Raw genomic sequence first — 12,580 nt, 5'->3', positions numbered from 1 at the left:
CCCACCGGGGCCGACAGCCCCGCCCGGCTCGCCCCGGCCGCTTGCCGCGGTTCCTCCTCAGCGGGGGCCGAGGAGGGTGAGGGCGGCCGGGGGGCGGGCGGGGCGGGTGGAGGTGAGGCGGGCGGTGGAGGTGCGGAGGGTGTCCGGGGTGAGGGCACGGGGTGGCGGGGCGTCGGGGGCGAGGGTGAGCGGGGGGCGGGTGGCGGCGGCGAGGAGGTAGTTCTGGGCGCTGTCCGGCTGTTCGGGGCGGCAGGAGGCGGTGGGGCTGCCCGGGACGGCGTACGGGGTGGTCTGTAGTCCGGCTGTCCGCAGGCCGGAGTCGATCTGCCAGAGGCCGTCCTGGTCGCTCCCGGCCCGGACGGCGATCCGGCCGCCGGGGGAGAGCAGCCGGGCGGCGAGGCTGTAGAACTCCTGGGAGTGGAACTTGACCGGTCCGCCGTCGGCCGGTGCGGGCAGGTCGGCGAGCACCACGTCGTACGGTCCGTCCCCGCCGGAAACACCGTCGGAGGCACCGCCGGAAACACCGTCGGAGGCTCCGCCCGCACCTGTGCCCGCGTCGCGCAGCCAGGCGATCGGGTCGGCGGCGGTCGTGCGGACCCGGGGGTCGTCCAGCGAGTGCTCGCCGAGGGCGGCGAGGGCGGGGTCGGTGCGGGCGAGCCGGGGGAGGGCGGGGTCGGCGTCGACGAGCCGGACGGAGCGCACACCGCGGTGCCGCAGCACCTCCCGCAGGGCGAGCCCGTCGCCGCCGCCGAGCAGCAGCACCCGGGCGTCCGGGCCGGCGGCCATGGCGGGGTGGACGAGTCCTTCACCGGCCCGGTACTCGTCGGGCCCGCAGACCGCGAGCCGCCCGTCCAGGTAGAGCCGGAGCGGGCCTTCGGCGGGGCCGGTGAGCACGATCTCCTGGTGGCGGCTGCGGGCGGCGTAGCGGACCTGGTCGCCGTAGAGGGCGTGCCGGGCGGCGCGTTCGACGGCGTCGGAGCCGGCCGCGGCGGCCGCGAGGGCGCCGAGGACGAGCAGGCAGCCGCCCCAGAGCAGCCGTCGTAACCGCGGGGTGGGTTCCTCCTGGAAGAGCCAGAGCACCACGGCGGCGCCGGCGACGGCGTTGACGGCACCGGTGAGGAGCGCGCCGGCGCCGGGGCCGAGCGTGGGCAGGATCAGGAAGGGGAAGGCGAGGCCGCCGATCAGCGCGCCCACGTAGTCGGCGGCGAACAGGTCGGCCGCGGCGCGTCCGGCGTCCTCGCGGCGGATCCGCTGGATGAGGGTCATCAGCAGGGGGATCTCGGCGCCGATCAGGGTGCCGATGAGGCAGGTGAGGGCGACCATCGCGGCCTGGTAGCGGCCGAGCCAGGCCCAGCAGCAGTAGAGGGCGAGGACGGAGAGTCCGCCGGTGAGGGCGAGCGCGCACTCGACCAGGGCGAAGGCGGTGGCGGGCCGGCGGGTGAGCCGCTTGGCGAGCAGTGAGCCGAGGCCCATCGCGAACACCATGACGGACAGCACGACCGAGGTCTGGGTGACCGTGTCCCCGAGCAGGTAGTCGCCGAGCGCGACGAGTTCGAGTTCGTAGACCAGTCCGCAGGCCGCGCAGACGAACGCGGCCATCAGGACGGTCAGGCGGGCGAGCCGGGGGTGGGAGCGCAGCCGGGATCGACGGCGGGCGGGCAGTGGGGCGAGGCCGTGTCCGGGCCGGGGTGGGGTGCCGTCGCCGAGATCCACTCGCGGGCCTGCGGGCGGACTGGCCGGATGGTTGATCACGAACAAACGCTAGGGGACGTGCAGGACGGATAGCTGCGCCCATCCGACGGACAGTGTGCGACGTCGGATTGACGAACCGTTCCTGCGTGCGATTCGTAGGTTTGCGCTTTGCAGCGTATGTCCGGATCGGGGGTTCCGTCCTGGCTTTCGGCGGTCACGGCCCCGACACCACGAGCGAGGAGCGGGTGCACACCAGCTGCCCCTCCTGCGGGTAGGCGTGCCAGGTCCGCCAGAGCAGGCGGTCCGTGCCGCCCTGGGTGACCAGTGCGGTGAAGGCGCTCGGGTCGCCGGGGAAGACCCCGGCGAGGCCCCGCGGGTGGCCCTCGACCAGGGCCAGCAGCTCCTGGGCGCGGGCCGCGAAGTCGTGCGGCGGCAGCGCCTCGATCCGGGCGGCGAACTCGTACTCCCAGCCGCCGACCTGCTTGGCCACCCGGGCCGGCAGCGGGGTGCGGCGGCCGGGCAGGCAGGCGACGGTCTCCAGGCACCGGCCGGGACCGGCTTCGATCACCACCTGGTGCGAGGCGCCCAGCAGCCGCAGCTGGAGGGTGCCGGTCGTGCCCGGGCGGCCGCCTCCGTCGAGTCTCAGGTCGCGGACCGCGAGAGCGGGCAGCGGGTCGCCGCCGAGGCACCAGGCGAGGTCACCGGCGCGGGTGTCCGTGTAGGAGGTCTGCAGTGTGGTGAGCATGCTCGGCTCCGCGTTTCAGCTCCGTGCGCGCCCGCCGAGCAGCAGCGAGTAGGCCTAGGCGATGGCGAGGCTGTTCGTGGCTGTGCGGCCCTGGGCGCGGCCGACCGTGGAAGGAAGGATTCCGGCTGGAGATTCAGCAGCAGAGAAGCACGAATACGCCGGGTCCGCCGGTGATTTACCCATCTTTGTCAAGCATTCACCGTTTCGAGCACACCTGCTTCCCGGCTCTGATCGACCCAGTGTGCGACTCTGCACAGCGCGCGCCCCTACCACCGGGTCGCGCGCCGTGCGCGCCGGTTGTGCGCCGTCAGCGTGCATCGCGCGCCGCCACCCTCCCAGCACGGGGCGGGGAGGGCGGCGGAGGATGCCGAATCTGCCGTCGAATGTGCCTCGACAGCGGCAAACAGGCAAGCTGATCAAGCGAATTGATGGTGCATCAGAACAGGTGTCGGGGTGTGGACGTCCCTGTTCGAAGGGCGTGAGAGGGGGCGCGCGGACCCTCAGAGGCGCTGCAGGCGGGCCACGGCCTCCCGGAGGACCTCGTCCTTTTTGCAGAAAGTGAACCGGACCAGGCTACGGCCGGCGTCCGCGTCGTCGTAGAACACCGCGTTGGGGATGGCGACGACCCCGCAGCGCTCGGGCAGGGCGCGGCAGAACTCGATGCCGTCCTTCTCACCGAGCGGGGTGATGTCGGTGGTGACGAAGTACGTGCCCGCGGGGGTGAAGACCCGGAAACCGGCCGCCGCCAGGCCGTCGACCAGCAGGTCGCGCTTGCGCAGCAGGTCGGCGCGGAGGGTGTCGAAGTACGCGTCGGGCAGCCGCAGCGCCTCGGCGACGGCGTACTGGAACGGGCCGGCGCTGACGTAGGTCAGGTACTGCTTGGCGGTGCGCACGGCGGTGACCAGGGCCGGGCTCGCGGTGACCCAGCCGACCTTCCAGCCGGTGAAGGAGAAGGTCTTGCCCGCGGAGGAGATGGTGACGGTGCGCTCGCGCATGCCGGGCAGGGCGGCGAGGGGGTGGTGGGTGGCGCCGAAGACCAGGTGCTCGTAGACCTCGTCGGTGACCACCAGCAGGTCGTGCTCGAGGGCGAGTTCGGCGATCACGGCGAGCTCCTCGGCGGTGAGGACGGTGCCGGTGGGGTTGTGCGGGGTGTTGATCAGCAGCAGCCGGGTGCGCGGGGTGATCAGGGTGCGCAGTTCGTCCAGGTCAGGGCGGAAGTCCGGGGTCCGCAGGGTGAGCGGGACGCGGGTGGCGCCGGCCATGGCGATGCAGGCGGCGTAGGAGTCGTAGAAGGGCTCGAAGGCGATGACCTCGTCGCCGGGCTCCAGCAGCGCGAGCAGGGTGGCGGCGATGGCCTCGGTGGCGCCGGCGGTGACTAGCACCTCGGTGTCCGGGTCGTAGCTCAGGCCGTGGAAGCGCTGCTGGTGCTCGGCGATCGCGGTGCGCAGCTCGGGGATGCCGGGGCCGGGCGGGTACTGGTTGCCCCGGCCCTCTCGCAGGGCCCGTACGGCCGCTTCGCGGACCTCCTCGGGCCCGTCGGTGTCCGGGAAACCCTGGCCGAGGTTGATCGATCCGGTGGCCGTGGCCAGGGCGGACATCTCGGCGAAGATCGTCGTTCCCATGTCCGCCAGTCGGCGGTTCAACAGCGGCCTGGTACCCATCGGAGGCTCCTCACGCGTGGTCGTCGCGCCCATCCTGGGGGGAGCCGGGGGCCCGGGACAAGGACGGCCCGCCACCGGCGCGAACGCGGTGGCGGGCCGTCCTGGAGGTCGCCGGGGCGTGCCGGGCGGTGCCGGGCGGGGTGCCGGGGCGGGATCAGGCCTCGTCGGTGCCCTCGGGGGTCTCGCCGTCCTGGCCTTCGATCTCGTCCTGCAGGCCCAGGCGCTCGACGATCCACTGCTCGAAGCCGACCGCGGCCTGGGTCCAGTTGGCGGTCGTGGTCACGAAGTAGTCCAGGTTGACGCCGGTGCCGACGATCATCTGGGCCTCGCCGATCAGGCGGACCACGCCGTCCTCGTGGGTGTGGGTGTAGACCTTGGGCCAGAGGGTCTCGCGGTTCCACTCGTCGATCAGGTCGAGGATCTCGCCCTTCTTCTCGAGCGGGTACGCGCGGTCGTAGAAGGCACGGACCGCGAAGAGCTCCTTCTGGTCACCGCGGAACATGTAGTAGACGCGGAAGCCCTCCCAGGGGGCGGTGAGGTCGCCCTCCTCGTCCACGACGTGCTTGAGCTGCATCTGGTCGAGCAGCTGGGCGACCAGGTTCTGGTCCGGAACGATGATCGGCGGCGGGCCGGCCGGCTGCCCGCCCTGGCCGCCGGGCTGACCGCCCTGCGGCACGCCGAAGGACGGGATGGACGACGGGTCGATGCTCATGGGGGTCCTCTTCCTCAGTGCACGTGGTGGCCGGCAATGAGAGGCCGCCCTTTCCACCTCCCATCCTGCCTCATCCGGGGCCTCGCTCACAGGGGCACCCGGGGCGGGCCGATCTTCGTTCCGGCGCTGTTCCGGGGGCCCGGCGGGGTCGGGAGCCGTCCTCGAACCCCTGTGCGCGCGGGCCCGCGGGGCGGACTCTGGTCACGGAGAGTGACCGGGGAGGGGTGCGAGCCGCGCCGGGCCGGATCGAGCGGGCGCCGAGTGAGCCACGTCACGCGCCCGGCGCGCGGGTTCGCCTGCCGTGCGGGCCGGATGCGGTTAGCGTGCGACGGAACTCACTTCACGCAAAGCCCGTCCCGCACGGGCAAGTTGAGCTGTTCTGAGTTGAGGGGGGAACAGGCATGGACGGAACGGTGACGGAGGAGGGTGCATCGCTCGGAGCGCTGCTGCGGACCATCCGGCTGGATCAGGGGATGACGCAGGAGCAGCTGGGTGACGCATCGGGGTTGAGTGTGCGGTCGATCCGCGACCTGGAACGGGGGGTGTCCTGCCCGCGGGTGTCGACGCTGCGGCTGCTGACCCAGACCTGGAACCTGCCGGAGGCGCAGGTGGCCGAGCTGCACCGGCTGGCGCGCAGCCGGCGGGACCGGGTGAGGCGGCGGCAGCGGCGGGGCGCGGCCGACTGACCGCTGCCGACCGACCGCGGCGGGGGCGCCCCTTCATGGGGGAAGGGGTGCCCCCGCGTGCGGCTCCGCCTACTTCTCCAGCGGCCCCCGGCCGCGGACGGTGAGGCGGTCGCCCTTCTCGTCCAGCTCGACCAGGACGGTGTCCCCGTCGTGCACCGCGCCGGACAGGATCGCCCGGGCCAGCTGGTCGCCGATCGCGGACTGCACCAGCCGGCGCAGCGGGCGGGCGCCGTACGCCGGGTCGTAGCCGGTGAGCGCCAGCCAGTCGCGTGCGACCTCGGAGACCTCCAGGGTGAGCCGCCGCTCGTTCAGCCGCTCGCCGAGCCGGGCCACCTGCAGGTCGACGATCCGGCTGAGCTCGCCGGTGCCCAGCGCGTCGAAGACCACGATGTCGTCCAGCCGGTTGAGGAACTCCGGCTTGAACGCGGCCCGGACGGCGCTCAGCACCAGCTCCCGCTTCTCCGTCTCCGGGGTGGCCGGGTCCACCAGGAACTGGCTGCCCAGGTTGGAGGTGAGGATCAGGATGGCGTTGCGGAAGTCCACCGTGCGGCCCTGGCCGTCGGTGAGCCGTCCGTCGTCCAGCACCTGGAGCAGGACGTCGAAGACCTCCGGGTGGGCCTTCTCCACCTCGTCCAGCAGGACGACGCTGTACGGGCGGCGGCGGACCGCCTCGGTGAGCTGGCCGCCCTCCTCGTAGCCGACGTACCCGGGCGGGGCGCCGACCAGGCGGGAGACCGAGTGCTTCTCGCCGTACTCGCTCATGTCGATCCGGACCATGGCCCGCTCGTCGTCGAACAGGAAGTCGGCCAGGGCCTTGGCGAGTTCGGTCTTGCCGACACCGGTCGGGCCGAGGAAGAGGAAGGAGCCGGTCGGTCGGTCCGGGTCGGCGATGCCGGAGCGGGTGCGGCGCACCGCGTCCGAGACGGCCTGCACCGCCTCCGCCTGGCCGATCAGGCGCTTGCCCAACTCCTCCTCCATGCGCAGGAGTTTGGCGCTCTCGCCCTCCAGTAGACGGCCGGCCGGGATGCCCGTCCAGGAGGCGACCACGTCGGCCACGTCGTCCGGGCCGACCTCCTCCTTGACCATCGAGGCCGAGGCGTCCTCGTCGGCGGCGCGCTCCTGGGCGTCGGAGAGCTCCTTCTCGGCGGCCGGGATCTCGGCGTACATCAGCTTGGACGCCCGCTCGAAGTCCCCGTCGCGCTGGGCGCGTTCGAGCGCGCCGTGCAGGTCGTCCAGCCGCTCCTTGAGCTCGCCGACCCGGTTGAGGCTCTTCTTCTCCTGCTCCCAGCGTGCCGTCAGAACGCTCAACTGCTCGTTCTTGTCAGCGAGATCGCGGCGCAGTCGGGCCAGCCGGTCGACCGATGCCGGGTCCGACTCCTTCTCCAGGGCCAGCTCCTCCATCCGCAACCGGTCCACGGCGCGCTGGAGTTCGTCGATCTCGACCGGGGAGGAATCGATCTCCATCCGCAGCCGGGAGGCCGCCTCGTCGACCAGGTCGATCGCCTTGTCGGGCAGGAAGCGGGAGGTGATGTAGCGGTTGGACAGGGTGGCGGCGGCGACCAGGGCGGCATCCGAGATCTGCACCTTGTGGTGCGCCTCGTACCGGCCCTTGAGGCCGCGCAGGATGGCGATCGAGTCCTCCACGCTGGGCTCGCCGACCAGCACCTGCTGGAAGCGGCGCTCCAGGGCCGGGTCCTTCTCGATCCGCTCGCGGTACTCGTCCAGCGTGGTGGCGCCGACCATCCGCAGCTCGCCGCGGGCCAGCATCGGCTTGAGCATGTTGCCCGCGTCCATCGCGGAGTCGCCGCCGGCGCCCGCGCCGACCACGGTGTGCAGCTCGTCGATGAAGGTGACGACCCGGCCGTCGGAGGACTTGATGTCGTTCAGGACGGCCTTCAGCCGCTCCTCGAACTCGCCGCGGTACTTGGCGCCGGCGACCATCGCGCCGAGGTCCAGCGCGACCAGCCGCTTGCCGCGCAGCGACTCCGGCACGTCGCCGGCCACGATGCGCTGGGCCAGGCCCTCGACCACGGCGGTCTTGCCGACGCCCGGCTCGCCGATCAGCACCGGGTTGTTCTTGGTCCGGCGGGAGAGCACCTGGACCACCCGGCGGATCTCGTGGTCCCGGCCGATCACCGGGTCGAGCTTGCCGTCCCGGGCGGCCTGGGTGAGGTCGGTGCCGTACTTCTCCAGCGCCTTGTAGGTGCCCTCCGGATCCGGCGAGGTGACCCGGCCGCTGCCGCGGACGTCCTTGAACGCTGCGAGCAGCGCCTTCGGCGCCGCGCCCTGGTGCACCAGCAGCTCGGCGACCGTGCCGCCCTCGGCGGCCAGGCCGACCATCAGGTGCTCGGTGGAGACGTACTGGTCGTCCAGGTCGTCCGCGCGCTTGCCGGCCTCGGTGAGCACCGCCAGGGTGTCCCGGGCGAGCTGCGGCGCGGCGACCGTCGAGCCCATCGCGCTGGGCAGCGCGGCCGCCTGGCGGCGCGCCTCGGCGTCGACCCGGGCGACGTCCGCCCCGACCGCCTCCAGCAGGGGCCGGGCGATGCCCTCGGGCTGCTCCAGCAGGGCGATCAGGATGTGCACCGGCTTGACGTCCGGGTTTCCGGCCGCGCCCGCCTGCCGGATCGCGGCGGACAGGGCGTCCTGCGTCTTGGTGGTGAACTTGCTGGCGTCCACTGCTGGGGGATCCTCCTCGTCGTCCTTCTGCTGCTACCTACAGCATGCACTAAGTTGAGTCTACTGCGCTCAACCTTTTTCGGGGTCCGAGTCTTCCGCTCCTCTTCCCGCTCGATCCCGCGTGGTCGACCCCTCGCGCTCAACCCCCGTCGAGCGCCTGGGGAAGCTCCGCCGGGTCAGCACCAGCAGCTCCCGCGCCGGGCCGCCCGGCCGCTGCCCGGCCGGCCACACCGCGCGCAGCGGGCGCCGCAGGTCCAGCCCCTCCGCCAGCGGCACCTCGACCAGCCGCCGGGTCGCCAGTTCCTCCACCACCGCCAGCTCGCTCAGGCAGACCGGTCCCGCTCCGGTCATCGCCGCCGCCTTCAGCGCGGTGGACGAGGCCAGCTCCATCCGGGGCTGCGCCGCGCCCCCGTACGGCCGCAGCGCCGTCTCCAGCACCTCCCGGGTGCCCGAGCCGGGCTCGCGCAGCACCAGTGGGGTGGCCGCCAGCTCCGGCCCGGTCAGCGGGGTGCGGCGGCGCGCCCACGGGTGGCCGGGCGCCACCACGACGACCAGCCGGTCCGCCGCGACCACCGCGCCGGCCAGCCCGGGCGGGGTGGCCGGGCCCTCGACGAAGCCGAGGTCGGCGTCCCCGGCCAGGACGTGACCGGCGACCTCCGCCGAGTTCGCCGTCCGCAGCGTCACCGCGGTGCCCGGACTCGCCTCGGCGAGTCCCAGCAGCCAGCCCGGCATCAGGTACTCGGCGACGGTCAGGCTGGCCACCACCCGCAGCTTGGCGTCCCGGCGCTCGCGCAGCGCGTCGATCCCGGCGTCCAGCGCCTGCGCCGCCTCCACCACCTGCCGGGCCCACTCCACCACCAGCCGACCCGCCTCGGTGGGCTTGCTGCCCCGGGGCGAACGGTCCAGCAGCGGGACGCCGACCTGCCGTTCCATGCCCTTGATCCGGGCGCTGGCGGTCGGCTGGCTGACGCCCAGCTCGGCCGCCGCCCGGCCGACGCTGCCCAGCCGGGCCACCGCGAGCAGCAGTTCCAGGGCGCCGAGTTCGGGGACGCGCGGAGAGAGAGCCATAGGTCCAGGCTATGCCCCCATAGGATCGTCGGCGCTACCGGCGCACGACCTTCGGACCGATGGTGGGGAGCATGTCCACCTTGGCCGAACTCCGCCCCCTCGCCCGCCCTGCCGTCCGCTCCCGGTTCGACCTCTCCCAGCTCGGCCCCAATTGGTACGCCGTCGTGATGGGCACCGCGATCCTCGGCAGCGGCGCCGCCGCCCTGCCGGTACGGCTGCCGGGGCTGATCGGCTTCGGCGAGGTGATGTGGGCGCTCGGCCTGGCCGCCCTGCTGGTCCTGGGCTCGGCCCGGCTGGTCCACCTCACCCGGCACCGCGAGACCGCCCGCGCCCACCTGCTGGACCAGCCCGCCACCGCCGTCTTCTACGGCTGCCCGCCGATGGCCCTGCTCGCGGTCGGGCTCGGGACGGTGCTGGTCGGCTCCCGGGTCATCGGCACCGGCCCGGCGGTCGCCGTGGACGCCGTGCTGTGGGGCGTCGGCACTCTGTACGCGCTGGCCGTCGCGGGCGGCATCCCGTACCTGATGATCACCCGGCACCCGGTCTCCGCCCTGGAGGCCAACCCGACCTGGCTGCTGCCGGTGGTCGCCCCGCTGGTCGCCTCCGCCTGCGGCCCGGCCCTGATCCCGCACCTGCCGGCCGGGACACCGCAACAGGCCATGCTGTACGCCTGCTGCGCGCTGTTCGGGATCGGGCTGCTCGCCACCCTGGTACTGCTGCCGGTGGTGTTCACCGGGCTGTTCCACAGCAAGCTGCCCACCCTGGTGCTCACCCCCTCGCTGTTCCTGGTGCTCGGCCCGCTCGGCCAGTCCGTCACCGCCGTCCACCAGATCGCCGACGCCGCCCGGCCGGTGCTGCCCGCGCTGGCGCCCGCCATGCGCGACCTCGCCGAGCTGTACGGCGTCGCGGTGATCGGGGTCGCCGTGCTCTGGCTCGCCGTAGCGCTCGCCGCCAACCTGCGCGCCCGCCGGGCCGGGATGCCCTTCGCGATGACCTGGTGGGCCTACACCTTCCCGATCGGCACCTGCGTCACCGGAGCCTCCGCGCTCGCCCGGCACACCGGCTTCGGCGGCTTCACCGCGCTGGCCGCCGGGCTGTACCTGCTGCTGGCGCTCGCCTGGGTGCTCGCGGCGGGCGGTACGGCGGCCGGGCTGGCACGCGGGCGGCTGCTGGCGCGCTGAGGATCCGCCGTCCGGGAGCCGTGCTCCTGAGGATCTTCCTCCGGCCGAGGCCCTCCTCCGGCGCGGTCGATTGACACCGCGCGTAGACATGCAGCTCAGGAGCATGAGGACGGTGCAGGAACGCGCACCCGCAGGGCTGCCCGTGCACCCCGACCGGCGGTACCGCCGGGCGCCGCCCGTCCTCCCGCTGGCCTCGGGCTTTACCGGAATCCCCGCCGCCGCCTGAGCCAACCGCGCCCGTTCCCCGGTGCAGGTAGCTGCAATTGCGTGAACATGCACTCGGGCGGCACTTGTTCACCGGCCGTCACACTGTGAGGGTGGAGTCACGCCAAGTCGCCCGGGCAATCGCAGCCCGCTGGTGGCGACTCGCTCTTCGATACTGACCGCAGGCGCGCCATTCCTGCGCCCGTGGAACGGGGGGGAAGAGCACCGGCCGGGGACCATGTGTGGTGATGGCCTCCGGAACCGGAGCCGGCGAGGCGTTGCTGCTCCGCCTCGACGGAATCGCCGTGGCATTGGCGTGCCGACGGCGGGCCCCGGACCTCCCGGTGTGCGACGGCACCCGGGCCCGGGCGCCCGCCGTCCCACCCGGTACCGTGACCGCCGACCGCATGATCACGCCGTACCGGCACTCGGTACCGTGAGCCCGCCCGGCAATCGGTACCCGCGGCTCGCGCGGCGGGGGAGCGCGGGCAGCACCAGGGGAGAGGCATCCGGCAGGGAGAGTGCGACGTGACGGCGAAACCGGCGGTCGCGCCGCACCAGACGGCGCCCGTGGGCGAACAACCCGACGAGGCCGCCCGGCAGTTGTACCTGGCGATCATCGACGAGGGCGGCCGCATCCCCTGCGCAGCCGTCGCCGACGCCGACCGGGACGCCCTCCAGCGGCTCATCGACATCGGGCTGTTGATGGTCAACCCCGTGGACCGCTGCTACACCGCCGTCAGCCCGCGCTCGGTCAGCGACCGCCTCGGCGCCGAACTCCGCAGCGAGGCAACCCGGTTGCTGGTCCGTGCGGAGAGCCTCCCCGGCGCCCTGGACAGCCTCACCCGCGCCTACGACACCATGCCCCGCCCCTCCGGCCGGGCCGGCGGCGCCGTCTACGTCGAGGGGCACGTCCACATCCGCCAGCGGATCTCCCAGCTGGTCTCCGACTGCCGCTCCGAGGTCCTCACCGCCCAGCCCGGCCACCGCCCCGCCGACACCCTGCAGGTCGCCCTCCGCCAGGACGTCCAACTCCTCCAGCGCGGCTGCTCCCTGCGCACCATCTACCAGCCCGTCGCCCTCGCCGACCCGCCCGCCCTCGCCTACGCCGAGGAGGTCACCCGGCACGGCTCGCTCATCCGCGTCCTCGACGAACCCTTCCAGCGGATCATCGTCTTCGACCGGACCGTCGCCGTGATCTCCGCCAACGAGGACAACAGCACCGCCGCCTTCATCAGCGACCCCGCCACCATCACCTTCCTGGTCGGCACCTTCGAACGCGACTGGGCCCGCGCCGACACCACCGAGGCCGCCGCCACCCTCGGCCAGGGCCCCACCCGCACCATCCCCGACCGGGTCGCCCGCCTGCTCGCCCGCGGCCTCACCCAACGCGCCGTCGCCACCCGCCTGGGCCTCAGCGAACGCACCGTCGCCGCCCACATCTCCCGCCTGCGCGACCGCTACGGCGCCCAGACCCTCTTCCAGCTCGGCTGGCTGATGCGAGGCTCCCGCGATGACCGATGAACCCCTGCTGTCCGCCGCCCTCCCGGACCGGGCTCGGTGGGCACGATCTACCAGCCGCAGGCCCGGCTGGACCGGGACCAGGTCGAGTTCGCGGCGGAGGCCGCGAAGGTGGGCTCGCGGATCCGCATCCTCGACGTCCCCTTCAGCCGGACGCTTCGATCGCGTTGTCGCCGTGATCTCGGCGGCCCCCGACAACACCGCCGTCGCCGTGGTGGACGACACCGCACCGGTGGCGTACCTGGTCGGGGCCTTCGAACAGCAGTGGGCGCAGGCCCAGGTCGTGGACTGGGAGGCGTTGGCATCCGGTTCGATCGAGCCGACTGTCCACGAGCAGGTGGGCCGCCTCCTCGCCCGTGGGCTCACGCAGCGGGCGATCGCGAGCCGGATGGGGCTGGCGAGCGGACGGTCGCCGGTCACATCGCCCGGCTGCG

At 73.4% G+C, this 12,580-nt stretch carries 10 protein-coding genes; 4 read left to right on the top strand and 6 right to left on the bottom strand.

Annotated elements, in window-relative coordinates; translation table 11 throughout:
• Window positions 1–57: 57 nt before the first annotated feature.
• The 4 genes from ACZ3TI_RS11335 to ACZ3TI_RS11320 form a co-directional block, all read right to left on the bottom strand.
• Window positions 58–1,599, bottom strand: a complete 1,542-nt coding sequence (locus ACZ3TI_RS11335; RefSeq protein WP_465726050.1) for a spermine/spermidine synthase domain-containing protein — start codon at window positions 1,597–1,599, stop codon at window positions 58–60.
• A gap of 307 nt (window positions 1,600–1,906) precedes the next feature.
• Entirely contained in the window at window positions 1,907–2,437 is a 531-nt protein-coding gene (locus ACZ3TI_RS11330) for a DUF2617 family protein (RefSeq protein WP_465725819.1), read from the bottom strand.
• 500 nt (window positions 2,438–2,937) lie between these two features.
• Complete coding sequence (locus tag ACZ3TI_RS11325) at window positions 2,938–4,098, bottom strand: pyridoxal phosphate-dependent aminotransferase (RefSeq protein WP_465725817.1); 1,161 nt, start codon at window positions 4,096–4,098, stop codon at window positions 2,938–2,940.
• Window positions 4,099–4,252: 154 nt separating this feature from the next.
• The gene (locus ACZ3TI_RS11320; protein WP_465725815.1) at window positions 4,253–4,810 is read right to left on the bottom strand and encodes a type III secretion system chaperone family protein; all 558 of its coding nucleotides are present in this window, start codon (window positions 4,808–4,810) and stop codon (window positions 4,253–4,255) included.
• 401 nt (window positions 4,811–5,211) lie between these two features.
• Here ACZ3TI_RS11320 and ACZ3TI_RS11315 point away from each other — a divergent pair, with 401 nt between their 5' ends.
• The gene (locus ACZ3TI_RS11315) at window positions 5,212–5,496 is read left to right on the top strand and encodes a helix-turn-helix domain-containing protein (protein ID WP_465725813.1); all 285 of its coding nucleotides are present in this window, start codon (window positions 5,212–5,214) and stop codon (window positions 5,494–5,496) included.
• 69 nt (window positions 5,497–5,565) lie between these two features.
• Here the strand turns inward: ACZ3TI_RS11315 and clpB are convergent, their stop codons facing one another.
• Together clpB and ACZ3TI_RS11305 are read right to left on the bottom strand one after the other, a co-directional pair.
• Window positions 5,566–8,172 carry an ATP-dependent chaperone ClpB gene (gene clpB, locus ACZ3TI_RS11310; protein WP_465725811.1) on the bottom strand — a complete coding sequence of 869 codons (2,607 nt, stop codon included), beginning with the start codon at window positions 8,170–8,172 and terminating at the stop codon, window positions 5,566–5,568.
• Window positions 8,173–8,241: 69 nt separating this feature from the next.
• On the bottom strand, window positions 8,242–9,240 hold the full coding sequence (locus ACZ3TI_RS11305; RefSeq protein ID WP_465725809.1) for a LysR family transcriptional regulator: 999 nt from the start codon (window positions 9,238–9,240) through the stop codon (window positions 8,242–8,244).
• Between the two features lie 71 nt (window positions 9,241–9,311).
• On the opposite strand from ACZ3TI_RS11305, the gene ACZ3TI_RS11300 reads away from it, so the two are divergent.
• The 3 genes from ACZ3TI_RS11300 (at window position 9,312) to ACZ3TI_RS11290 (ending at window position 12,149) form a co-directional block, all read left to right on the top strand.
• A complete protein-coding gene (locus ACZ3TI_RS11300; RefSeq protein WP_465725807.1) occupies window positions 9,312–10,421 on the top strand; it encodes a TDT family transporter in 1,110 nt (369 codons plus the stop codon).
• Between the two features lie 452 nt (window positions 10,422–10,873).
• Window positions 10,874–11,065: a hypothetical protein gene (locus tag ACZ3TI_RS11295; RefSeq protein ID WP_465725805.1), complete on the top strand. Its 192-nt coding sequence runs from the start codon at window positions 10,874–10,876 to the stop codon at window positions 11,063–11,065.
• An 88-nt stretch (window positions 11,066–11,153) separates the two neighbouring features.
• Complete coding sequence (locus ACZ3TI_RS11290; protein ID WP_465725803.1) at window positions 11,154–12,149, top strand: LuxR C-terminal-related transcriptional regulator; 996 nt, start codon at window positions 11,154–11,156, stop codon at window positions 12,147–12,149.
• The last annotated feature ends 431 nt before the right edge of the window (window positions 12,150–12,580 follow it).

Source organism: Kitasatospora sp. NPDC023120, assembly GCF_055560835.1.
This window is presented reverse-complemented; position numbering and strand designations above follow the sequence as displayed.

Bases quoted from the DNA above. Each gene is read 5' to 3' on its own strand.
- ACZ3TI_RS11295 (WP_465725805.1), top strand. From the start codon at position 10,874: ATGGCCTCCGGAACCGGAGCCGGCGAGGCGTTGCTGCTCCGCCTCGAC.
- ACZ3TI_RS11300 (WP_465725807.1), top strand. From the start codon at position 9,312: ATGTCCACCTTGGCCGAACTCCGCCCCCTCGCCCGCCCTGCCGTCCGC.
- ACZ3TI_RS11325 (WP_465725817.1), bottom strand. From the start codon at position 4,098: ATGGGTACCAGGCCGCTGTTGAACCGCCGACTGGCGGACATGGGAACG.
- ACZ3TI_RS11335 (WP_465726050.1), bottom strand. From the start codon at position 1,599: ATGGCCGCGTTCGTCTGCGCGGCCTGCGGACTGGTCTACGAACTCGAA.
- ACZ3TI_RS11320 (WP_465725815.1), bottom strand. From the start codon at position 4,810: ATGAGCATCGACCCGTCGTCCATCCCGTCCTTCGGCGTGCCGCAGGGC.
- ACZ3TI_RS11330 (WP_465725819.1), bottom strand. From the start codon at position 2,437: ATGCTCACCACACTGCAGACCTCCTACACGGACACCCGCGCCGGTGAC.
- ACZ3TI_RS11315 (WP_465725813.1), top strand. From the start codon at position 5,212: ATGGACGGAACGGTGACGGAGGAGGGTGCATCGCTCGGAGCGCTGCTG.
- ACZ3TI_RS11305 (WP_465725809.1), bottom strand. From the start codon at position 9,240: ATGGCTCTCTCTCCGCGCGTCCCCGAACTCGGCGCCCTGGAACTGCTG.